This window comes from Psychrobacter piscatorii (assembly GCF_001444505.1).
In the GTDB taxonomy this organism is placed as follows: domain Bacteria; phylum Pseudomonadota; class Gammaproteobacteria; order Pseudomonadales; family Moraxellaceae; genus Psychrobacter; species Psychrobacter piscatorii_B.
Genome location: NZ_LNDJ01000088.1, coordinates 1 through 21,965, shown reverse-complemented (window position 1 = coordinate 21,965; position 21,965 = coordinate 1). Strand labels below are relative to the sequence as shown.

Sequence of the window (21,965 nt, the reverse complement as noted above, 5' to 3'; positions counted from 1 at the left end):
AAGGAGGGATTCGAACCCTCGATACGCTTACACGTATGGTTCCTTAGCAGGGAACTGGTTTCAGCCACTCACCCACTTCACCTAACGATTTAAGACATTTATAAAAATAAACACAGTATTAATGCTAACAATACGTCTTATGCCGTGGGCGAGTATTATAGCAAAGCCAAAACGAATTGCAAGCCTTGTCTGCCGATTTAATGAGGCTTTTCTCATAATTATCGATATAAATGCTTTTCTCGCCTTTTAATACTTAAAATTACGCCATATTGCAAAAAAAATGCCACTGCTAAATGGATGATTCAGAACAGTCTCATTTGTTTTGATACTTTATACTTAATCTATAGGTACTAGACTGAGATAGATTTTTTGGCAGTAGGTGGCTATAGTATTTATCACTGATTATAAAATAACTCAAAGGAGCGGTTATGCGACCTGTCGTACTGTGTTTTTCTGGACTGGATCCTTCAGGCGGCGCTGGATTACAAGCGGATATTGAAGCCATCGGTCAATCTGGTGCGCATGCTGCCATTGCTTGTACGGCAGTCACGATTCAAAGCTCACAGCAGGTATTTGGTTTTGAAGCTTGTGCGGCAGCGCTAGTGAAGTCTCAAGCCACTGCGGTGCTTGACGATTTACCTGTCAAAGCCATCAAATCAGGTATGCTGGGCACCACTGATAACATCGCAATGCTAACGCACTTGTTTGCTGAGCAAAAGATCAGCAAGGACACACCATTTGTATTGGATCCTGTATTGGTCGCCAATAGCGGTGGCAGCTTGGGCGATGAAAAAACGCTGGTCAGTGCTTTTAGGCAGCTGCTACCCTATGCCACCTTGATTACACCCAATACGCATGAACTGCGCGCGCTGAGCGGCGAGCAGGATTTGCACAGTGGTGCGAAAAAACTATGCGCGCAAGGCGCTCATGCGGTGTTGGTAAAAACCTCTCATGATTTTGACAGCGGTGATATCGAGCAGTATTTATATATAGAGGGCGAGATGGTACATAAGAGCATCTTACCGCGCTTAGAAGGTGAATTTCATGGCTCAGGATGTTCGCTTGCCAGCTTTATCGCTGGGCGTTTGGCGATGGAAGATGATTTGATTGATACGGTAAAATCCGCAGATAATTGGATTACCCAGACATTGCGCGCGGCTGACGACCCGCACCCTGATGATGCTCAGGCGCAATTAATACCCAATCGCTTTGTTCGTTTTTAGCATATCTAACAAGCCATAGCTTACCCAAGTAGCAGACATAAAAAAGGCGCTCTATATTTTATAAAGCGCCTTTTTAGTCAAAGATCTGACAATGTGCATGGTTGATTTACTATTGCAAAATATCGCTTACCCCAACATAGGCATGAAGTTTGCGGCCAACCCGCCGATAAATATCTCAAGTAAATAAAACACAAAGAAAGCAACCATCGGTGACAAATCAAGCATCCCTAAGTTTGGCGTGATACGACGAAACGGCTCTAGTATCGGCTCCGCTAAGCTCATAATAATACCAATAATAGGATGCTGGGATTGGGTAAACACCACGATCCAGCTGACGATAATAGACCCAATCACCAAATAGCGACACATACGTAAAAAGTCTAGCACTAGGCTGATCGTACCCGTAAAGAATAGCGGAACGGGGGCAACCCCTTGATGCGTCAATGCCGCTTTTCCAGAAATATCAATCAGACGAATCAAAAACATCAGGACAATAGCCGCAATGCTAATACGTCCCTGTCCGACCGTTGGGAAGATCCGCCCAAACACATCGACGATATGGGTCGCTTTATAGGCAGGTGCAATCATCGGGTTGCGCGCATCCATCCCTGCAAATTGCAGCATAAAACGAATAAACACCAGCATCATAGCGAATGTGGTGACCAAATCAAAAACTTGAAATAACATGTTGTTCATGAAGGGCTACTCAATGGGACATTGTTGACAGATTTTAGGATGACAACTGTCATTATCAGATGCGAATCATCATACAATGCAGGTCAGCTGTTGAGCCTGACCTACTTTTTGGGTCGTTACTTACTTAATTGCTAATCAATAACTATTTACTCATCTCTTCACTAAGCGCTTGGCTACGATCATAGCACGCTTGCATGGCTTCACCGATTTGGCGACCAATCTCATTGGCTTGCATGGATTCAACGGCTGCTTGAGTGGTACCGTTTGGAGACGTCACTTTGCGGCGCAGCTCAGCAGGCGTATCTTCACTATTCATCGCCATTTTTGCCGCACCAAGCATGGTTTGCATGGCAAGTGCTGAGGCTTGTTCTTTATCAAGCCCTAATGCCACTGCGCCATCGACCATCGATTCGATAAAGTAAAACATGTACGCTGGCGCTGAGCCTGACACGGCAGTAACAGCATGCATATGTTCTTCGTTATCGACCCACATAACCAATCCTGACGCTTCCATCACCGCAGTTGCCAACTCTTTTTGTTCAGCTGAGATATTATCTGTACCGTAGAGACCGGTTGCACCCATCTGAATCATCGAAGGCGTGTTTGGCATGGCGCGCACGATATTACTATAGCCGCCCAGCATGCTAGACAATAGGTCAGTTGACAGACCTGCGGCAACCGAGATGACCAACTGATTGTCCAATGCATCAGCAAAAGCACCAACCACCACTTTCATCATTTGTGGTTTTACTGCCAGTACCACGATATCAGCACCGACCACAGCAGATTTGGCATCCGCCATTGGGTCAACGGTGTTTAGACCTTTAGCGGCTAGTTGCTCACGGATATCGCTGCTAGGATCGGCGACCGTGATAAGGTTTGGTTTGATGCCGCAGCCCACAAGACCGCTGATAAGCGCTTGTGCCATGTTTCCACCACCAATAAAACTGATTTTCTTATTATCTAATACCGACATACTTGTCTCCTAGTCACAACATTTAAAAGTATTCAACGTAACATACTGATATATAAAACGACACTCAGTTTATCATACTGCTCCTAGTATCGTTTGATAAATTCCTGCCGTCTACAACGGCAGTAAACCTAGTTAAAACAGGCAACTGACATCGACTATGACATGGTTTAGCTGTTAGATTGAGAAATAATTTTTATAAAATATTTTGAGGTGTCAAATATGTTTTTTATTCGTAAAGCCGTTCAAAAAGACTTCAAGGTATGGGCAGCACACTTATGAAAGCCTCATTGCAAGATATAACAGCCGCTAATGCCGAGGCTCGTTTTCATCTATGGGTTTTAGAAACCAACACCAACGCCATTAATTTTTATAAAAAACATGGCTTTGAGCAGAGCGCAGAGCGTCACGAGGAGATGTATGAAAACGCCAAAATAATAGATATTAAAATGATAAAAAATACCGACCCTCTGACTACCTAAATAGTTTTGTTTCATCTACTCAACTACGCTTATAACATTCTTAAAAACATCGTCGATATCACTACCTAGATTTTTGGTATTGATCGAAAAGTCATTTTTCAATATCCACCTATCAAAAGGCGATAATAATAAGATAGGAATCTCATTTTTAGCGTGTTCTTTATCTAAGAGTACGACACTGACCACAACCAAGCTTTCTCGCAGCCATAATGGGATACCAAGCGTTTGATACAGTTTTTTGCCTGATTGAGAACGTGTCGCCAATGCCGTCTGCACACGCTGTTTGCGATCTAATGGCTTTATCTTTAATACTGCATTGAGTGCGCCTATATGACTTTTTATCAATCTTGCCAGCGCATCTGGATACACTTGCAACTGCCAGATACAGTCTTCACTGCGACGAACAGTCAGTAGTGCAAAATCACTGTCTGCTGAGTCATTTGTTGTCAAATCCAAACTCGATAATGGCTGCGCTTGTACCATTAGTGGTCTATCTAACCAAGACAACCATTCATTGCTTAGCCGGTAGAGCTGCTGGCGATAGCGGCGAACGGTATAGGAGTGCGTGCGAGCTTGCCAAAACAGCTCAGTTTGGTGATCATGGTCGCTGCGCTGAGTAAGATTCCATACGTCATCGACGAGCTGCTTAGCAGGCGGTAATGGCTCATCTTGACCCAGCCAATGATGCAGTAGTTGCCGCTGGCGATAAATGGGCAATACTTGCAATGTATCGATATTGAGCACGCGCTGTGCTGCTGGTAGCTGTAGGCTTTCATCAGCTGTCTGCTGCATATCTTGCTCAGCCTGAACATTGACAGTGGCTTGCGCATCGCCTAATAGCTGCGCACTACGTGCAATATTATCAATGACATTGGGGTTATAAGTTGCCAGTATAGGCATGATATCGCGGCGCAGTCCGCTACGGACATTATCACCCGTCTCGTTGGTCGGGTCATCGATATAAGGCAACGCTAAGCGCTTGGCATAATTACTAATCGTGGCGCGCCTCACCGTGAGCCAAGGTCGCCACAATGCATGGCGTCGTCCATGCTGCGTTTGTACTCGCCATGGCTGCATACCTGACAGACCATTCACCCCAGCGCCTTGGATCAAGCGCATCAGTACCGTTTCGGCTTGGTCGTCGGCGTGATGTCCTAGTAGCAGTACATCATCGTGGTTGATATGCGCACGCATGGCGTTATAGCGGGCTTGCCGCGCGGCTTGCTCATCATGACCTGCCACTTGTGCTCTTAGGATATGACAAGGTATCTGCTGCATCTTAGCCCAATTCGCGACATGCGTTGCCCAATGCTGACTATCGGCTTGCAAACCATGATCAACATGTAACAGCTGCGGCAAACATGGCAATCTGCCTTGCCGATAGAGCTGCACACATAACGCTGCAAGCGTCAATGAATCACGCCCACCACTACAGGCTAGCCACAGGCGACGACCATGCAGCTGCCCCCTATAGTCATTTATACTGCCCAATAATGCATCTGCCAATGTCTCATCAATCGGCAAATCATTGATTGGTCTAATAGGATGCGTGAGGATGGCACTGCTGGTCATAATCAGCCTTAGTTTTAGATAGATAAATTCATGAGCAAATTAATAGACATAAAAAAACGCGCCATTGAATGACACGTTTTATTTTAGCATTAAGACTCAGTCTCTAATATGAAAAGCTTAGCACATGCTTTGCATTAAGCAGGCAGCATCACTTCTGAGTTAAACGTCTTTAATTTTTCGTAGCGGAGCTCACAACGCGCTTGAGGATCCAAATCTCTGATTTCATCAAGCTGCTCAGTGATCAGTGATTTTAGAGCTTCCATAACGGGTTGTGGCTGCACATGTGCGCCTTCACCTTCATCGATGACGGCATCAATCAAACCTAGCTGGTAAAGGTTGATGGCATTTAATTTCAGTGCTTCACTGGCATCTGGTGCTTTTTCAGCCGTTTTCCATAAGATAGATGCACAGCCTTCAGGAGAAATGACCGAATAGATGCTGTTTTGCAGCATGTTGACTTTGTCGCCAACGCCAATTGCCAATGCACCACCTGAGCCACCTTCACCGATAATGGTCACGATGATAGGCACTTTTAGGCTAGAGAACACCGCGATACTCTCTGCAATCGCTTGCGCTTGACCGCGTTCTTCTGCGCCAACACCAGGATAGGCACCTTGAGTATCGACAAAGGTCATCACAGGAATATTGAAGCGCTCTGCCATTTTGACCAAACGAATCACTTTGCGATAGCCTTCAGGGTTGGCCATACCAAAATTATGCTCGATACGCTCACGAGTACTGCGACCACGATGCTGACCGATGACCATTACAGGTTGATCATTGAACCGTGCCAGACCGCCCAAAATGGCTTTGTCATCGGCAAAAGCACGATCGCCGTGCAACTCATCAAATTCAGTAAAAAGCTGATTAACATAGTCCATAAATAATGGACGCTTGGCATGTCGTGCAAGCTGCACACTATCCCAGACAGTGCTCATAGACGCTTCCCTTTAATCATTATACTTAATGTATTTATGTTTAAGAATAATATCGTTATCGGTGTTTAGATAATGAAAGTACAGTTGTAAACTGAGTAGAAGCTATAGTAGCACATCTTATATGGCATGACATTATCGACAGCACTGCTTTTGTTACGTTAGTCTTTAACTCGATACGGACAATGGTAACGGTTCCGTTGCTTGCGCCTCTACCACACTAAGCTGTACGCCCCATTTGGCAAACTGCTCAATCTCTGTGCGCAAATCAGCAACCAAAAACGCATAATGCTCACTGCTATCAGCAACCGTGATTTGCCAGTCGCTATCACTGATGACCTTTAATTCTAATTCTGGCAGTTTATAATCACTACGGCTATGATGCGCGAGTACCGCAAGACGCAATAGCAAGCACAGATAGACGAGCTGGTTTCCGCCAATCTGACAGGTCTGCTCGAACATATCGGCTTTGAGCTTACGGCGATGGTTGAGCATCAACTGCGCCATACGCTTTTGATCCACTTGCGAGAACCCTGGAATATCAGAATACTCGAGCAAATAGGCGCTGTGCTTATGATAACTGCTATGACTGATTGCAAGACCAATCTCATGCAAAAACGCGGCACGTCTGAGTAAATCACAGTCATCGCTTGTTAGGGCAAGCTTATCTTTTACTTGCTCAAACAGGTTACGACTGGTTTTTACCACTTGTTTGGCTTGCTTTTTGTCGCCTGAATAACGCTTGATGAGCGCAAGCACACTGCGGTCACGCACATCTTCGCTCGCAAAACGCCCCAGCATGTCATACATCACGCCTTCACGTAACGCCCCATCTGAGTAGGTAATGGTCTCAACGCCTAGTACCTTCATCACCGCACACAACACTGCCACACCTGCCGGAAATACGGCTTTGCGGTGGTCTTTGACGCCTTCTAACTCGATATCATCAATATTGCCAATCTTAAGCAGCAATCGCTCTAGTTTTTTGACGCCTTTATAAGTAATGCGTTCTTGCTCATCGGTCCAGCCTTTGGACACAAGGACATTACGCACCGCTTTGATCGTCCCACTTGAGCCGACCACGCTGCTCCAACCAGTCTTTTGGTAACGACCATTGATTGCCAGTACTTCCTTGCGCGCGCCTGAAATCGCATTATTAAAAGCCTCTTTGGTAATGAGGCCATCAGAAAAGTACTTCTGTGTAAATGCCACGCAGCCCATTTGTAAGCTTTCAGTCAATAAAGGATCAAACTCTTGACCGATAATAAATTCCGTCGAGCCACCACCGATATCAATAACCAAGCGCTTGTCGCTACTCTCATTGGTATGCGAGACGCCCAAATAAATCAATCGTGCCTCTTCGCGACCAGCGATAATCTCAATAGGTTTTGGCAAAATTTTATTGGCTTTTGCAATAAAATCATTGGCATTTTTGGCTTGGCGCAAGGCGTTGGTCGCAACCACACGAATACGCTCTGGCGGTACAGAATCCAGACGCGCCACAAACCGACTCAAACAATCCAGACCACGCTGTTCAGCTGTCTCACTTAAGATTTTGCGTTCATCCAGTCCAGCAGCGAGCTGTACCTTTTCAGACATAGAGACTACTTTGCGCACTTCCCCATGATCAAGACGGGCAATGGCTAAGTGGAAACTGTTGGAACCAATATCAATGGCTGCCATCATTTCATCATCGCCGAGTGGCGGGTTTGTAAGATAGTCAGTAGGCATAAGGCAAGTTGTCACCGTATTAGAGAGAGTGTGTAGTTTAACAAAATCAGGTACGACATAGATATAAAATCATAGGTATAGAAAAAGCAGCCGCCACACAAATCTGGGCTATTTTGCCATTAAAGCATTTATCCTAAATACGCGCAAGCGCCGCAAAATCATAGCAAAAGTGTAAAACCACTCTATCAAAGGCTAATGACCAAGCCTACATCTAACGCTTGTGTTAGCAATATCGGTTTGCTACATTGAAAGCTCATAATATTGTGATAAAAAACCGTTATTTACTGCTTTTACATCGGTATAAATCACATCTAAATCCATCAATTATTTACCTAAAAACTGCCGACAATGGATAGTCGATAAACCCGCCAGCAAGGAAGCTAACCGCATGAATCAAACAACCGAAAAAAATGCGACCGAAACCGCTAATACCCATAACAGTACCAGAACGGATATGATAAAAACTGAAGCGTCATCCAAACAGGCGTTTTATGATTTTTATTTGGATGAGCATCAAAACATGGCTTGTCGCCGTCTCCATTTCGCAGGTAGCAGCTTTGGCTTGTTAGGATTGGCAAAGTCTATCAAAACTGGCTCGGTAAAGCCTCTCACAAAAGGTATCGCAGCAGGATATGCCTGCGCTTGGGTCGGGCATTTTTTCTTTGAAAAAAACAAACCTGCCTCGTTTAAATTTCCGCTAAAAAGTTTTGCTAGTGATTTTCGTATGTATGGCGATGTCCTGCGTGGCAATTTGAGCTTAAAAGATCGTAAGTTTGATAAAGCACGATAAAATGTAGTCGTCATATAAGTTGAATAATAAAAAACTGGACGACTATTTTGAGCCGCCCAGTTTTTACTGATATGGATAGCGTCGTTGATGTCAGCTCATTTCTATAAGCGACATGCCACATTTTTTATCGTAAGGATTTACGTAATATTTTGCCGACCGCCGTCTTAGGCAACTCATCGATGAACTCATAGGACTGTGGCCGCTTATAACCAGTTAGACGCTTGCTCGCAAAGTCTTGTAGTTCCTCTACGGTGAGATTTGTATCTTTTTTGACCACAAATGCTTTTGGTACTTCTCCGCTATGATCATCTGCCACCCCGACTACCGCGACTTCGAGCACTTTAGGGTGTTCAGTCAGTGCAGCCTCTACCTCGTTAGGATATACGTTAAATCCTGATACCAGTATCATGTCCTTTTTACGGTCGACGAGCGTCAAAAACCCCTCATCATTCATAACGCCAATATCACCTGACCTAAAGTGGCCATTTGAGGTAAAAGTATCGGCATTGTCTCGCTGCCAATAACCGCGCATGACCTGAGGCCCTTTGATACAGACCTCTCCTCTTGTACCTACTGGGCATATGTTCCCATTTTCATCAATAATCTGGATATCTGTCAAAGACAGCGGCAATCCAACGCTACCATTGAACGCTGTAATGCCAGACGGATTGAAAGAAATAACGGGCGACGTCTCAGACATACCATAGCCTTCACTAATAATCATACCTGTGACTTGCTGCCACTGATCCGAGACGGCTTTAATAATCGCTGTACCGCCACCGATAGATAGCGCCAGACGACTAAAATCAAGATTGGCGAATTTTGGATGATGCAGCATACCAATGAATAAGGTATTCACAGAAGGGATAACGTGAGGTCGATGCTGTTCAATGGTATTTACTAAACCATCGATATCACGTGGATTGGTGACCAATATATCTTCCCAGCCGCCATAAAGACAAAGCAAGCCGCAGACTGTAAACGAAAAAATATGATAAAGCGGTAAGGGATTGAGCATTTTAATCTGCTCGCTACAATTGGCTTCAATCGTCTTGCCAAACATTGCATAGCACTGGCAGACATTGGCCATGACATTGTAATGAGTCAGCATGGCGCCTTTTGGCTTGCCCGTCGTACCGCCTGTATATTGCAGTAGCGCCAAATCTTCACGTTCAATCGTAACGGCTTTGAACCCTTTTGCATCATAGGTTTGCATAATATGGGCAAACGTTATGCTGTGCTGAGATGACTCAAGTGATGACTCGGTCGAGGCATGTATCTGCTCATCTGTGTTCGAAGATTGTACTGAGCCAATTTGACTGAGCAAGGCAATATCATTATCAGCAATGCTAGGATCTATAGAACATCTGACCACCCACGCTAACTGCGCTTTGACGGTGTCCTCTAATTGCTCATAAGCCGTGCTCATGCCATCTAGTACGATTAGACCACAGGCTTGAGCATCTGTGAGCTGATGCGCCAATTCATATTGGGTGTACATGGGATTGACATTGACCAGTACCACACCGGCACGTAGGCAACCCAGCAATACCACGGCATACTGCAATATATTTGGTAGTTGTACTGCAATACGGTCGCCTTTCTCGACACCTTGCGCTTGTAAAAAAGCCGCGAAACGTCGACTGGCTATATCTAGCTGCCCAAAAGTGAGCGTGGCCGCCCCCATACTAAAAGCTGGCAACTCACTATGTTTTTCAATCTTTGGTTGTAGTAAGTCAATCAGATTTTGCTTATCTTCCAATACATCCAAATGATTCTCTAGTCCGTATTGGTCATAAGTGGCTTGCCATAGTGGTGCGATGTGGCTAGAAGGGCTGGTACTCATTCGTTTGCATCCTTGCTTAATTATTCAGGTTTGCCTCAGAATATCATAACTCATTGTCTATTTTTTGGACGCACAGGTAAGAAATGTATCAGCATCAGTCACGCTGTCCACTATAAAAACGATTTTCAGGAATACGTCATATTATTCGCAAAAGTATCATAAATAATATATCCATAAAAAAACCAGCAAAAATCACAGAATGATCTTGCTGGTTTTCTAGACTGCCACTTTTTAACGCGTCAGTCGCTTATTCTTAACGAGTCAATCGCTTAAATGGCTAAACTACGCTGTTGCCATCTCTGCAAATATCTCATCAGCAGCAGTAATCGATGCCTCAATATCTTCATTGTTGTGCTTGATGGACATAAAGCCCGCTTCATACGCAGACGGCGCCAAGTAGATACCGCGATCTAACATACCGTGGAAGAAGGTATTGAACACCTCCATGTCGCACTCTGTCACATCATCAAAGTTACTTGGGGTTTTGGTATCAGCGTCTTTGACAAAGAACATACCAAACATACCGCCCAATTTATTGGTGCGCAGATTGATGCCATGCTTATCCGCCGCCGCTTGGAAACCATCGACCAGATGATCGACTTTGGCAGCTAAGTCTTCGTAAAAACCTTCTGCTGTTAAGTCTTCAAACATCGCAATACCAGCACGCATGGCGAGCGGGTTGCCTGATAACGTACCAGCTTGATAAACGCCACCAAGCGGTGCGATGCACGACATGATTTCTTCTTTACCGCCAAACGCACCAACTGGTAGACCTGCACCGATGATTTTACCAAAACAGGTCAAATCAGGCGTGATACCGAAGTGTGCCTGCGCACCGCCCAGACCCACGCGGAATCCTGTCATCACTTCATCAAAAATCAATACTGCGCCATTGTCCGTACACTGGGCACGCAACGTATCATGAAACTCTTGTGTTGGGATTACCATATTCATGTTGCCAGCGATCGGCTCTAAGATCACGCAAGCAATCTCGTCGCCCCATTTTTCAAAGCAGTCTTTGATCGCTTGTGGATCATTATAAGGAATCGTGATTGTGTGCTTCGCAAAATCGGCTGGTACGCCTTTAGACGTTGGTTCACCGATATCGAGCATGCCTGAGCCTGCTTTGACAAGCAGACTGTCTGAATGGCCATGGTAGCAGCCTTCGAACTTGACGATTTTGTCACGCTGAGTATAACCGCGTGCCAAACGGATCGCACTCATGGTCGCCTCAGTCCCCGAGCTGGTCATGCGAATCATCTCAACGCTCGGCACGAGCTCACAGATTTTATCAGCGACCGTGGTTTCAAACGGCGTTGGTGTCCCAAAGCTTAAGCCATCATCGGCCGCTTTTTTTACCGCGTCGATGACTTTTGGATGCGCGTGACCCAAAATCATTGGGCCCCAAGAACCCACATAATCAATATAGGCATTGTCTTCGGTGTCATAAATCTTGCTACCATTGGCGCGGTGCATAAAAATTGGCGTACCGCCGACCCCTGCAAAGGCGCGGACGGGTGAATTAACGCCGCCTGGAATATGTTTGCGGGCTTGCGCAAAAAGCTGTTCGTTTTTAGTACTCATAGCTATTCTCTATATATAGGTTTTATATTGTGTCAGTTCTGTATTTTCTAAATGTCGTCAGTCTTATATTTGTTTATTATCGAATCTTTCAAGACATTTTCACAATTTACGCTTTTTTGACGACAGAAGATTTCAGCTTCATTGGGCCATAGCCGTCAAGTTTACAATCAATATCGTGACCATCGGTCGCATCTGGCAGCAGGCGAATACTTTTCGCTTTAGTTCCAACTTTAATGACAAGTGAAGAGCCTTTGACCTTTAAATCTTTGATCACAGTGACCGCATCGCCGTCCTGTAACTCATTGCCAACCGCATCACGAATGACGGCATCTTGCTCTTCCGCTTGTGCCGCATCCGTCTCAGCCGCCGTCCACTCGTGAGCGCACATCGGACATACCAGTAACGCACCATCTTCATACGTATATTCAGCATCACATTTTGGGCAATTTGGTAAGCTCATCATATCCTCGGCAGTCATCGGGTATCAGGGTTGTTATAGAGCGCCCATTGTACCGTAACTCGCCATTTTTAACCAATTTGTACCGTTGAAAATGGCGCACTACGCCCAATTTAATGCTTAACCCACACTGAAGCGCCCCACTTATTGATGACGTTTTTGTGACACCATTTTTGTGGTACTCTTATTTACATTTTTGCTGACACGTTCTGTCAGTAACAACAGCGTCTATATTAAAGCGCACCTATAACTTTTATCGCTTCGATTTCATCTATATATTTTAATTATTAAGCAGAAGGATAATAACAATGACTCAGTCTCCAAACCCCTCAGCATTGCCGCAGTTTTCGCAGTTGACCATTCAAGGTGAGGATGCCGAAAAATTCTTGCAAGGGCAATTGACTTGTGATGTCACCAAACTTGGGCTTAGCTATCAGGCAGCCGCTATTTGTAATCTAAAAGGTCGGATCGAATTTGGTATTTGGATCAAAAAACAAGCCGAGAAGCACTATGATGTGGTCATCAGCAGCGATTGTGCAGATGCCTTACAAGCTCATTTAAAAAAGTTTGGCGCGTTTTCTAAATTTGATACCAGTGGGTCGATCGCGATTTATCCGTGTGTGTTAGCAGATGCGCCAACCTTTAGCCATAAGGACGATCACAATACCGCTAAAGACACGCAGGATTGGATGGCGTGCAGTATCGCCACTGGTAACTATTGGATTGTCGCGGCGACTCAAGGCGAGTTCCAACCGCAAGAGCTGCGCCTGCATCAGCGCGGCGGTATGGACTATGATAAAGGCTGCTACTTGGGTCAAGAAGTCATCGCTCGCATCTACTTTAAATCAGCGCCCAAAGCGTTTTTGCATTATGTCAAAGGCACAGGCGCGCTCCCCGCAGCAGGCGACAAACTCGATAAAATCCAAGTGGTGAATGCGATAGAAAATGACAATGGCTTTACTGCACTGGTCGTTGCTCGTCCTGAACACTTGGCAGAAAGCGATTTGAATATATTGGACTTGCCAGCCGCACTGCAGGTGGATGTTGCGCGCCCAAAGTAAAAGCAAGCTGAAACAAATAGGCGGCGCAGCAACGGTAATGGCAAGCTAATATACGGCTGCCGTCATGATTAACATGAGCATAGAGAATCCCATGACACATATTGCGGTACTCGGAGCAGGCGTGGTGGGCGTGACCACCGCATGGTATCTACGTCAAGCAGGCTATGATGTGACTGTGATCGAGCGCGAATCGGCGGCAGGGATGCAGACGTCTTTTGCCAATGGTGGTCAAATATCGGTCTCTCATGCGACGCCGTGGGCCAATCCTGCCACCCCGATAAAAGCGCTCAAATGGTTGTTTAAGGAAGACGCGCCTCTATTGTTCCGTCTGCGTGCGGATAAGGATCAGCTCAAATGGGCGATGCAGTTTTTGCAAGAGTGCCGCGCTGATCGTGCCGATGCCAATCTGGTGCAAATGGTACGCTTAGGGTTATATTCTCGCGACGCCTTACAACAGCTACGCGCCGATATCGGTATCAATTATGAGCAGCAAACACGCGGTATCATGCACTTTTATACCAGCCAAGCTGAGTTTGATGCTGCTATCGAACCCACTGAGCGCATGCAAGCGCTTGGTTGTGAGCGCCATGTGATTGACATCAATAATGCCGTTAACTTGGAACCTGCCCTCTATCCGATTGCGCATAAGCTCACAGGCGCGACCTATACCAGCCGTGACGAATCTGGTAATGCGCACCTATTTACGCAAAGACTCGCACAGCGCTGCATTGATGCGGGTGTACAGTTCTTATATGATACCGAGATTTTGGCACTTAACGTCGATACCGACTCTACCCATCGTCATGTACACAGTATTACCATTCGCCCAAAAGGCGAAAACGCACAGACTTTCACAGCTGATAGTCATGTGATCGCGCTAGGCAGCTATAGCGTTCCTCTGTTAAAACCATTGGATATTCGCGTGCCTATCTTTCCAGCAAAGGGCTATTCAGCCACCTATACGGTCAATCCACGAGCGCCGCATTTAGCGCCTTTTGTCAGCTTGATTGATGATGAGTTTAAGCTGGTGACTTCACGTTTAGGTGATAAATTGCGAGTCGCGGGCACCGCAGAGTTTAATGGCTATAATTTAGACTTAAATGCCACACGCTGTGAAGCCATTACGCGCCGCGTGCAGCAATTATTTCCCAAAGGTATCATCGCAAATTCGGTTCAATATTGGACAGGACTGCGCCCCATGACTCCCTCGAACGTACCTTTGATTGGGCGCGCGCACTGTGGTCAAGTCAAGCATGGCAGTCGCAATACATCAGCCACTTTTGACAATCTATGGCTCAATACAGGGCACGGCACGTTAGGCTGGACGCATGCTTGCGGCTCTGCAAAAGCCATCAGCTTATTAATACAAGGTGAAACGCCCAACGTTGATTTTGATTTTGTGGGTACAAACAGCTGACTTAATCTCTAGACACTATAAAAAACTATCTCCATAAAAAAGCAGGCGCTTACATCGTGTAAGCGCCTGCTTTTTACTTTAAAAAAATTGAACTTATGCGATTGCACTATCTATTGAGTTTTCTAATACCGCATTAGCCACACTGTCTGCGTTAGCACCCAACGCCTCTAATTGCACTGGCACGCCATTGACGGCGGCATTACCACTCAACTGATCAATTAAGGTATCGTCTGTTAGGTCATTAACACTGACACCGGCATGCGCTTGCGCAATCTTCTGCTTGACGCCTTTACGTCCATGACCAAAGCCATGCGGAATACTGACCACGCCGGGCATAAGCTCATCAGTCACCTCTGCTGCGATGACCACACTGCCTACGCGAGAGGTCACTCTCACGTCTTGTCCGTCTTCAATACCGTGCTGCTCTGCCGTTTCTGGATGCAGCATTAGTGTACAACGAGACTTACCTTTCACCAATCGATAACTATTGTGCAGCCATGAGTTATTGCTACGTACATGGCGACGACCAATGAGCAAAGTCTCCTGATTATCATACTGCTGCATCATTTCTTTAACCCGCGCCAAATCTGCCTGATAAAAATCAACATTGAGATTGATTTGCTTATCGGCATGCTTGATCGCCTCCGGCAACATACGATGCAATGGTCCTAAGTCGATACCATGTGGATTGTCTATCAGCGCATCCAATGTGACGTCTTTATAAGGTCCGTACTTGAGAGCTTGCTCAAGTAAGAACTTTGGTCCAAACGCTTTTGTCGCGGCACGCTCTTTTTGTACCGCTTCTGGCGCGTCTTTATCCAAGCGATCGGCAAGCTCTAGATAAATCTCCCAGTCATGCTTCTCATTCTCTGTTTTGCTAAATAAGGCAGGCGAGTATTTGGCAACGTTATGTACAGCAAAACCATTAAACGTAATGTCATAGTGATCACGCTCGAGTGGCGAGACAGGCGGCAGGATAATGTTGGCATGGCGACTGGTCTCGTTCACAAAGTAATCGAGCGACACCATAAACTCAAGCCCTGATAAGGCCTCATCTAGCTTTTCGCCATTTGGCGTGCTAAGGACAGGGTTTCCCGCGACACTCATAAAGCCTTTTAACTGCCCTTCTCCTTTTACCAACATCTCATCCGCCATCGCAACCACTGGATATTCGCCATTAAAGTCAGGTAGATTGCTCACGCGGCTGTGGCGTTTGCCCAAATAACCTGGGCCCGAGCTATTGACCACATCGACAGCAGGATTGGGGAACATGAGTCCGCCCACTTCATCTAAGCGTCCTGTGACGATATTGATGACCATGGACAGATATTGGCTGAGCAAGCCAAACTCTTGGACCGAGATACCCATACGGCCATAACAGACTGAGCTTTCGGCTTCACAAAACTCTTTGACGATACGTTTGATTTCAGTGGCGGTAATACCTGTAATATTTGCCACTGACTCAGGGGTGAATCCTTCTGCAAATGATGCAATACGATCAATCTCTGGTGCCAGCGCTGCCACTCGGCTATCTACCTTGGCGTAGCCTTGGGCGTAGATTTCATTGAGCATGGCCAATAGCAATAATACGTCTGTCGCTGGACGAATAAAGTGATGTTCACTGGCGATATCTGCGGTTTCGGTACGCCTTGGATCGATCACCACCACTTTGCCATCACGTGCTTTGATGTCTTTGAGCTTTTGACGCATGTTGGGCGCAGTCATGATACTGCCATTAGAGGCTAGCGGGTTACCGCCGATGATGAGCATATACTGCGTGCGATTCACATCCGGAACAGGGATGCGGAGCATATGACCGAACAGATGCATGCTGACGATATGGTGTGGCAATTGGTCAATTGAAGTCGCAGAAAAGCGACTACGCGTCTTTAGGCTAGTCAGTAGCTGCTTGATGGTCAGCATACCGCCCATGTTATGGACATTCGGGTTACCTAAATACACCCCAAATGCGTTTTGACCATATTTTTGCTGAACAGACTGGATACCTGCAGCGACTTTATCTAACGCCTCAATCCAACTGATCGATTTCCAACCGTCCGCCGTTCTTTCAACAGGCCCTCGTAAACGATCAGGATCTTCGTACAAATCCTGCAAAGCAGTGGCTTTTGGGCAAATGTAGCCTTGAGAAAAAGGATCGTTTTTATCCCCTTTGATCGATAAGACTTTTTCGCCATCGTGCTTGATCTTGATGCCGCACATGGCCTCGCATAAAGTACAGGTTCTAAAGTGGATTTGTTCGTTGTCCGTCGCGCTAGCCGCTGTAGTGCCCATAGTCATACTCCCTTTTATGTTTTATAAATCCTAGCTTTCATGAGATATATCATGAGTCGCTATGGTTGCTTCCTTGCAAAAAATTGGCGAACAGTGTATCAAAGCTGATATTCAATGTCGCAATCGCTTGCTCCCTCGAGTAGCGCTGCTGATGACAGCCCAAGATCAGCTCATGTACTTGCGCGGCTGCCATATCTACACAGAGATTCACCGCACTGCGCTCACAAGTGCGATTAGACAACTGTAATCCTTGAATAAATATCTCCGTCCACTCTTCTTGTATTTCGCTGACCAGATTACCCAGTCCATTATTGAGTGAGGATTGGTTCTCTATATCGGTAGTGAATCGCGGACGATCTTCGAGTAAGTGCTGAAATAGCGCAATATTCTGAAAGGCAGAATCAAAAATCATTAACAGACATTGCTGACACTGCTGATTAAACTCATCCTTAGTCAGTACATCATAGTCCTTGAGCATATTGACCCATGCCAGCCGCATTGGCGATAGATAGTGGTCTTTTAACTGAGCGCTGAGCTCGTTCTGTAGCGCATCCAAGCTCTCAAAATGATTATAAAAACTGGGCTGCGCAATACCTGCCCCTTTAGCCACTTTATTCATGCTCATGCCTTGAGCGCCTTCTAGACTATAGAGCCGTAACGCGCTTTTTAATAAGGCACGCCGCGTTCTAGCTTTTGCTTGCTCACGTTTTGACTCTATGGGGGCGTTTGTATTTTGCGCTAATATGTTCAATGCAGAGATATTCCTACTCGATAAACAATGAAATCGACACGTCAGTCAGTTCGCTTAAATCACCCGTGGCAAAAAGAGGACAGACAGCCCAACTGCTGATATCTGTTTTTAAGCTAACCGTCTTTTAAGCTAATAGTCATTAAGTTAATGCGCTCTAGAGCGAATAGTTTTTACAGAAGTCGCCGTTTCAACTATAAGGTTATAGTCATTTAAACCATAAGTCTATAGCAAAACACATAGCAGAACTCGTGCTTCACAAAATAGATTAATGCTTCATAAGATCAGAATGTTTGTCTACTATAAATACCCCACCCCCTTTCCCAGTTGACATACGCTACGAGATTGCGCAGTTACCTAGCCCATATATTCATAGTTCCCCATGTGCCACTTACCTTTAGATATCGGTCTCAATTCGATGGACATTACGTACAATAGACGCAATTTACGCATCATTAATACAATAGATGAGCAGATAACACACGATGCACGCTCACTATAATTAAGTAACACTATAAACATAGCGTATACAGACAGCTGAATTGAAAAGCCCTATATTAATTATCACAAGATATTTGGTAGCAACCAATGATACTTGTGAACTACTAAAATAAAAAAAGTAATAAATCAGTAGCTCTAACAAACGATATTCATATCGTCAATAAACTCAAAGACTATTTGATGAAAGTGAATCAAACAAGATAAAAGGAATATAATCATGAATGAGAATACTTTAAAAGGCGAATGGAAACAGATAAAAGGCTCAGTAAAACAAAAATGGGGCGAGCTGACTGATGATGATTTAGATCAAGTTGAAGGTAGCCGTGATAAACTGGTTGGCCGTATACAAGAGCGTTATGGCCATGCTCAAGATCACGCTGAGCGCGAAGTAGATGACTGGCGCCGCGAAAACAATTACTAATAAATTTTCTTTGAGAAATATAAGTAGTGTCTTTTTCAAAGTAAATAAAATAAAAACCGCATAGAAATTTATGCGTTTTTTTTGTATTAGATAAATCATAAATTAAAGACGCAGTATTTTATAATTCTTATTTCATATTTTGTATCAGCTAAAAGCTAATATCAACTGACAAGAATAACTAGCTTCGTCCAGACACAATAAAACCGCATAGCAATAAATTGTTATGCGGTTTTATTGTTAACGATCCATGTTACCTATCACGACTGCTTTCTATGCATCCTTGCACAAATATTCAGTGATTGTGATACTGGGCATCCTGCCCTTATTACTGCATACAGCATCTAATTTTAACTGCTGCTATCAGCAATGGGTATGTGTCCTTATTCAACTATTATTATCATCCTGATGCTAATAATTGAATCATTATCCTTAATGCGGCCAACTCAATCCTTGAGTCACATTCCCTAATGCCGTGTAACCATAATGCCTAACTCTCACTCTCATGTTAAGTCGCGTAAACGTCATTGCATGTAAGCATATGCTTACAACGATTTAATTATTCTCAATAATTACAACTTATTAACGCAAATGACACGTAATATAAAGCTTTGTATCCTATGATAGATAATGTAAGAAAACATTTCTAAAAATAGATTTTCCAGTGATGGTGACTTTTAACATTTATCTGAATATGGCTGCATCAACATATTTTAGAACCTTCTACCTCTAACTCATATAAGCATTCTTATCGCAAGCTCTCTGAAACCTTATAGGACATTGCCTCATGAAAACTCTAAAACCTTTCTCCTTTAAAACAGCCATGTCTACTGGTCTTATCGTTGCTCTATTGGGTACCACTGTCGGTTGTGCTGTCGTTGGTCCAGGCTATGATAATCAGCCCATATATCGTGGCGATAATAATCGGCAAAACGATAGCTTCAACCGTGTCAGCCAGCAGCTACGCCAAGACTTACGCCGCAAAGGCTATCAAGTTATAGATATTCGCTCTGATAGCTATCGTGGCGATCGCGCAATAACAGCTTATGCCAAAAAGAATAATCAGCTCTATGAGCTAACATATACTTACCCTTCTCTAAAACTCATCAGCTCAAATAAAAGAACATGGTCGAACAATTGGGAAGATAACAAGTATCAAAAAGACAATGACCGTTATAAAAAAGATAAGCATAAAGATAATGGTAAATATAAGAATGACAAGCGCTATAAAAAAGGTGATACAGAGGACAGCATTAAAAGAGAGTCACGTTACCCAGCGATTAAGCGCCGTGCCATCAATAAAGTAAGATCTATGGGTTATCGTGTCGAAGATATCGATCTTGAAGAAAAAAACAAGCGTGGTGTCTTTGACATTGACGCCAGACGCGGCTCGCAGGAATATGAGATATTGCTCAGCTATCCAAATTTAGACGTCATTAACGTTAAAAAAGACTGATGACGCTGACACTACTGTCAGTAGAGCAGTTCTACACGCCCCTTTACTGAAATATTAGAAAACTATCTTTATCCAACGATAGTAGATTATGAGGACATTTTTATGAAAGCTTTATCATCTTCAACACTAAAGAATGTAGTGTCTGGCAGTATTGTCGCCACTTTATTAGCGGTAACTACTGGCTGTGTCACCACACCTGGCGGTTATAGTGTATATGACGATATCTATGGAGACGTCTACAAAGATAACAAAGATCATAAAAAGCACAAAGACAAGCATAAAAAAGCGGATAAAAACGTCTACTCAGCTGCTATCGAGCGTCGAGCTACCAATAAAGTTAGCAGCATGGGATACCGTGTCAAAGATGTTAAATATAAAAAGGGCGACCGTAAAATCAAGGTCAAAGCTGAGCGTGGTCGCGACGATTATAAAATCGAACTGGGCTATCCAAGCTACAATGTCATTAAGATTAAAAAGGATTAATCGATTATTAGGGTCTGATATTCACTGTTAATACTCAGTTGAAATATCAAAAAAATTATAACCAAATAAGTCATCAAGTGGCTTATTTGGTTTTTTTGTGAGAATTCTTACACTCAACAAGCTAATATTTTTCTAGATAAAACTAAAAATCCAAGACTTTTATCACATCATACGCTGGCGTTTCATACGGGTGCGCCTCTTTTAACGCGATGACAGCAGCAGTAATAAATGCGTCATCGACGACCATCTCTACTCGCCATTCATCGACCGTTTCTAAACTATCTTGCTTACCGATATGCGGCGCGCTATCTGCTAACGGCATAAACTGCCCTGTTCCTTGCACTTGCCAACAGCACTGTTCATAATCGCCAATACTCCCAGCACCAGCGGCAAATAAAGCGGACTTTACTTGCTCTAATGCCTCATCAGGAATAAAAACCGTCAACTTATACATGAACTTACCTCACAAAATAGATTTAAATCTCAATCTACTAGTTCTTAGATAAAGAAGGATGATCAGTCCATATATAGCGTAGTAGCCAGTCTTTAGCATCACCAGCATAATCAATACCGATACGCGGACGCACTGATACAGGTGGCTGGCAACCATCATCTTCAACCCAAACGCCTGAGTCTGGCGTGATAGGCTTGCCATATAAGTCGCGAGTTATCTGCAAGCGCTTGGTCAGTTTACCTGGCCCTGCAAACTGCTTGGGGTGAGTCAGCTGCTTATTTGGACTGAGATGTTGTTCATCAATCAGACGGTCGCTATCATCGGTCAAAAATCCAGCGCGAATCAGCACCGATTCAGGTGACTCTACAGAGCCGCTAATCAAATTTAGCATGTGATGCACACCGTAAGTCAGATAGACATAGAACACACCGCCTTGCTCATACATAATCTCTGTGCGCGCCGTTCGAGTACCTGCATGTGAATGGCAGGCGGGGTCATCTTGACCAATATAGGCTTCGGTCTCAGAGATACGCATACGTAGCGTTTTTTGTTGTCCATCACTATCGGTTAGCTGTCGACATAGGACTTTGCCCACCAAGTCGGCAGCGACCACACAGGTTGGACGCGTAAACCAAGCTAGCTCTAAAACAGTTGATGAGGCAGTAGACATTAGCAAAACCTTTTCTTATTTTTCTGGTCTAATTGATATGAGTAAGTACTAACAAATTAGCATAAAAGTAAGATAAGGTATCAAGGACAGTGTGGGCGCTATGTTTGATTTTTTATACGAGTTAAATGATAAGCCTATGGCTGAAGAGTGGTACTGTTGATAAATAGATGGGAATT

General features: G+C 44.5%; 19 protein-coding genes and 1 pseudogene. 8 read left to right on the top strand and 12 right to left on the bottom strand.

The window, feature by feature from the left end; all coding sequences use genetic code 11:
* Positions 1-428 precede the first annotated feature (428 nt).
* Positions 429-1,223, top strand: coding sequence for a hydroxymethylpyrimidine/phosphomethylpyrimidine kinase (locus tag AS194_RS09770; protein WP_058025330.1), 795 nt, complete (start codon positions 429-431; stop codon positions 1,221-1,223).
* Between the two features lie 126 nt (positions 1,224-1,349).
* Here the strand turns inward: AS194_RS09770 and AS194_RS09765 are convergent, their stop codons facing one another.
* Both AS194_RS09765 and proC read right to left on the bottom strand, forming a co-directional pair.
* Positions 1,350-1,919 (bottom strand): YggT family protein, encoded by a 570-nt coding sequence (locus AS194_RS09765; RefSeq protein WP_058025329.1) that lies wholly within the window; start codon positions 1,917-1,919, stop codon positions 1,350-1,352.
* Positions 1,920-2,061: 142 nt separating this feature from the next.
* On the bottom strand, positions 2,062-2,895 hold the full coding sequence (gene proC, locus AS194_RS09760) for a pyrroline-5-carboxylate reductase (protein WP_058025328.1): 834 nt from the start codon (positions 2,893-2,895) through the stop codon (positions 2,062-2,064).
* A gap of 254 nt (positions 2,896-3,149) precedes the next feature.
* Between proC and AS194_RS09755 the strand changes: the two are divergent.
* A pseudogene (locus tag AS194_RS09755) lies at positions 3,150-3,374 on the top strand (GNAT family N-acetyltransferase); the annotation flags it as partial.
* 15 nt (positions 3,375-3,389) lie between these two features.
* Here AS194_RS09755 and tilS read toward each other — a convergent pair.
* The 3 genes from tilS to ppx all read right to left on the bottom strand — a co-directional run bounded on the left by tilS (position 3,390) and on the right by ppx (position 7,612).
* Positions 3,390-4,946, bottom strand: coding sequence for a tRNA lysidine(34) synthetase TilS (gene tilS, locus AS194_RS09750; RefSeq protein ID WP_058025326.1), 1,557 nt, complete (start codon positions 4,944-4,946; stop codon positions 3,390-3,392).
* Positions 4,947-5,080: 134 nt separating this feature from the next.
* Positions 5,081-5,884, bottom strand: coding sequence for an acetyl-CoA carboxylase carboxyltransferase subunit alpha (locus AS194_RS09745; protein WP_058025325.1), 804 nt, complete (start codon positions 5,882-5,884; stop codon positions 5,081-5,083).
* 165 nt (positions 5,885-6,049) lie between these two features.
* The gene (gene ppx, locus AS194_RS09740; RefSeq protein WP_058025324.1) at positions 6,050-7,612 is read right to left on the bottom strand and encodes an exopolyphosphatase; all 1,563 of its coding nucleotides are present in this window, start codon (positions 7,610-7,612) and stop codon (positions 6,050-6,052) included.
* Between the two features lie 454 nt (positions 7,613-8,066).
* Between ppx and AS194_RS09735 the strand changes: the two genes are divergently transcribed.
* Positions 8,067-8,402: a DUF962 domain-containing protein gene (locus AS194_RS09735; protein ID WP_227511628.1), complete on the top strand. Its 336-nt coding sequence runs from the start codon at positions 8,067-8,069 to the stop codon at positions 8,400-8,402.
* 124 nt (positions 8,403-8,526) lie between these two features.
* Here AS194_RS09735 and AS194_RS09730 read toward each other — a convergent pair whose 3' ends face one another.
* The 3 genes from AS194_RS09730 to AS194_RS09720 all read right to left on the bottom strand — a co-directional run bounded on the left by AS194_RS09730 (position 8,527) and on the right by AS194_RS09720 (position 12,292).
* Positions 8,527-10,248, bottom strand: a complete 1,722-nt coding sequence (locus AS194_RS09730; RefSeq protein WP_058025322.1) for an AMP-binding protein — start codon at positions 10,246-10,248, stop codon at positions 8,527-8,529.
* 282 nt (positions 10,249-10,530) lie between these two features.
* Positions 10,531-11,832, bottom strand: coding sequence for a glutamate-1-semialdehyde 2,1-aminomutase (gene hemL / locus AS194_RS09725; RefSeq protein WP_058025321.1), 1,302 nt, complete (start codon positions 11,830-11,832; stop codon positions 10,531-10,533).
* A gap of 106 nt (positions 11,833-11,938) precedes the next feature.
* Entirely contained in the window at positions 11,939-12,292 is a 354-nt protein-coding gene (locus tag AS194_RS09720) for a zinc ribbon domain-containing protein YjdM (RefSeq protein WP_058025320.1), read from the bottom strand.
* Positions 12,293-12,597: 305 nt separating this feature from the next.
* Between AS194_RS09720 and AS194_RS09715 the strand changes: the two genes are divergently transcribed.
* Complete coding sequence (locus AS194_RS09715) at positions 12,598-13,350, top strand: YgfZ/GcvT domain-containing protein (protein WP_058025319.1); 753 nt, start codon at positions 12,598-12,600, stop codon at positions 13,348-13,350.
* 91 nt (positions 13,351-13,441) lie between these two features.
* Positions 13,442-14,767 (top strand): D-amino acid dehydrogenase, encoded by a 1,326-nt coding sequence (locus tag AS194_RS09710; RefSeq protein WP_058025318.1) that lies wholly within the window; start codon positions 13,442-13,444, stop codon positions 14,765-14,767.
* A gap of 93 nt (positions 14,768-14,860) precedes the next feature.
* Here AS194_RS09710 and AS194_RS09705 read toward each other — a convergent pair whose 3' ends face one another.
* On the bottom strand, positions 14,861-17,059 hold the full coding sequence (locus AS194_RS09705; RefSeq protein ID WP_227511627.1) for a molybdopterin oxidoreductase family protein: 2,199 nt from the start codon (positions 17,057-17,059) through the stop codon (positions 14,861-14,863).
* 49 nt (positions 17,060-17,108) lie between these two features.
* Positions 17,109-17,810 (bottom strand): TetR/AcrR family transcriptional regulator, encoded by a 702-nt coding sequence (locus tag AS194_RS09700; RefSeq protein ID WP_058025316.1) that lies wholly within the window; start codon positions 17,808-17,810, stop codon positions 17,109-17,111.
* Positions 17,811-18,525: 715 nt separating this feature from the next.
* On the opposite strand from AS194_RS09700, the gene AS194_RS09695 reads away from it, so the two are divergent.
* The 3 genes from AS194_RS09695 to AS194_RS09685 all read left to right on the top strand — a co-directional run bounded on the left by AS194_RS09695 (position 18,526) and on the right by AS194_RS09685 (position 20,665).
* Positions 18,526-18,729 (top strand): CsbD family protein, encoded by a 204-nt coding sequence (locus AS194_RS09695; protein ID WP_058025315.1) that lies wholly within the window; start codon positions 18,526-18,528, stop codon positions 18,727-18,729.
* A gap of 784 nt (positions 18,730-19,513) precedes the next feature.
* Positions 19,514-20,182, top strand: coding sequence for a hypothetical protein (locus AS194_RS09690; protein ID WP_058025314.1), 669 nt, complete (start codon positions 19,514-19,516; stop codon positions 20,180-20,182).
* A 102-nt stretch (positions 20,183-20,284) separates the two neighbouring features.
* On the top strand, positions 20,285-20,665 hold the full coding sequence (locus AS194_RS09685; RefSeq protein WP_058025313.1) for a hypothetical protein: 381 nt from the start codon (positions 20,285-20,287) through the stop codon (positions 20,663-20,665).
* 142 nt (positions 20,666-20,807) lie between these two features.
* Here AS194_RS09685 and AS194_RS09680 read toward each other — a convergent pair whose 3' ends face one another.
* Both AS194_RS09680 and AS194_RS09675 read right to left on the bottom strand, forming a co-directional pair.
* Positions 20,808-21,119: a hypothetical protein gene (locus AS194_RS09680; RefSeq protein ID WP_058025312.1), complete on the bottom strand. Its 312-nt coding sequence runs from the start codon at positions 21,117-21,119 to the stop codon at positions 20,808-20,810.
* A 37-nt stretch (positions 21,120-21,156) separates the two neighbouring features.
* Complete coding sequence (locus tag AS194_RS09675) at positions 21,157-21,789, bottom strand: DNA-3-methyladenine glycosylase (protein ID WP_058025311.1); 633 nt, start codon at positions 21,787-21,789, stop codon at positions 21,157-21,159.
* Between the last annotated feature and the right edge of the window lie 176 nt (positions 21,790-21,965).

Coding starts and splice junctions, on each gene's coding strand:
- AS194_RS09770 (WP_058025330.1), top strand. CDS start 429: ATGCGACCTGTCGTACTGTGTTTTTCTGGACTGGATCCTTCAGGCGGC.
- AS194_RS09765 (WP_058025329.1), bottom strand. CDS start 1,919: ATGAACAACATGTTATTTCAAGTTTTTGATTTGGTCACCACATTCGCT.
- proC (WP_058025328.1), bottom strand. CDS start 2,895: ATGTCGGTATTAGATAATAAGAAAATCAGTTTTATTGGTGGTGGAAAC.
- tilS (WP_058025326.1), bottom strand. CDS start 4,946: ATGACCAGCAGTGCCATCCTCACGCATCCTATTAGACCAATCAATGAT.
- AS194_RS09745 (WP_058025325.1), bottom strand. CDS start 5,884: ATGAGCACTGTCTGGGATAGTGTGCAGCTTGCACGACATGCCAAGCGT.
- ppx (WP_058025324.1), bottom strand. CDS start 7,612: ATGCCTACTGACTATCTTACAAACCCGCCACTCGGCGATGATGAAATG.
- AS194_RS09735 (WP_227511628.1), top strand. CDS start 8,067: ATGATAAAAACTGAAGCGTCATCCAAACAGGCGTTTTATGATTTTTAT.
- AS194_RS09730 (WP_058025322.1), bottom strand. CDS start 10,248: ATGAGTACCAGCCCTTCTAGCCACATCGCACCACTATGGCAAGCCACT.
- hemL (WP_058025321.1), bottom strand. CDS start 11,832: ATGAGTACTAAAAACGAACAGCTTTTTGCGCAAGCCCGCAAACATATT.
- AS194_RS09720 (WP_058025320.1), bottom strand. CDS start 12,292: ATGAGCTTACCAAATTGCCCAAAATGTGATGCTGAATATACGTATGAA.
- AS194_RS09715 (WP_058025319.1), top strand. CDS start 12,598: ATGACTCAGTCTCCAAACCCCTCAGCATTGCCGCAGTTTTCGCAGTTG.
- AS194_RS09710 (WP_058025318.1), top strand. CDS start 13,442: ATGACACATATTGCGGTACTCGGAGCAGGCGTGGTGGGCGTGACCACC.
- AS194_RS09705 (WP_227511627.1), bottom strand. CDS start 17,059: ATGGGCACTACAGCGGCTAGCGCGACGGACAACGAACAAATCCACTTT.
- AS194_RS09695 (WP_058025315.1), top strand. CDS start 18,526: ATGAATGAGAATACTTTAAAAGGCGAATGGAAACAGATAAAAGGCTCA.
- AS194_RS09690 (WP_058025314.1), top strand. CDS start 19,514: ATGAAAACTCTAAAACCTTTCTCCTTTAAAACAGCCATGTCTACTGGT.
- AS194_RS09685 (WP_058025313.1), top strand. CDS start 20,285: ATGAAAGCTTTATCATCTTCAACACTAAAGAATGTAGTGTCTGGCAGT.
- AS194_RS09680 (WP_058025312.1), bottom strand. CDS start 21,119: ATGTATAAGTTGACGGTTTTTATTCCTGATGAGGCATTAGAGCAAGTA.
- AS194_RS09675 (WP_058025311.1), bottom strand. CDS start 21,789: ATGTCTACTGCCTCATCAACTGTTTTAGAGCTAGCTTGGTTTACGCGT.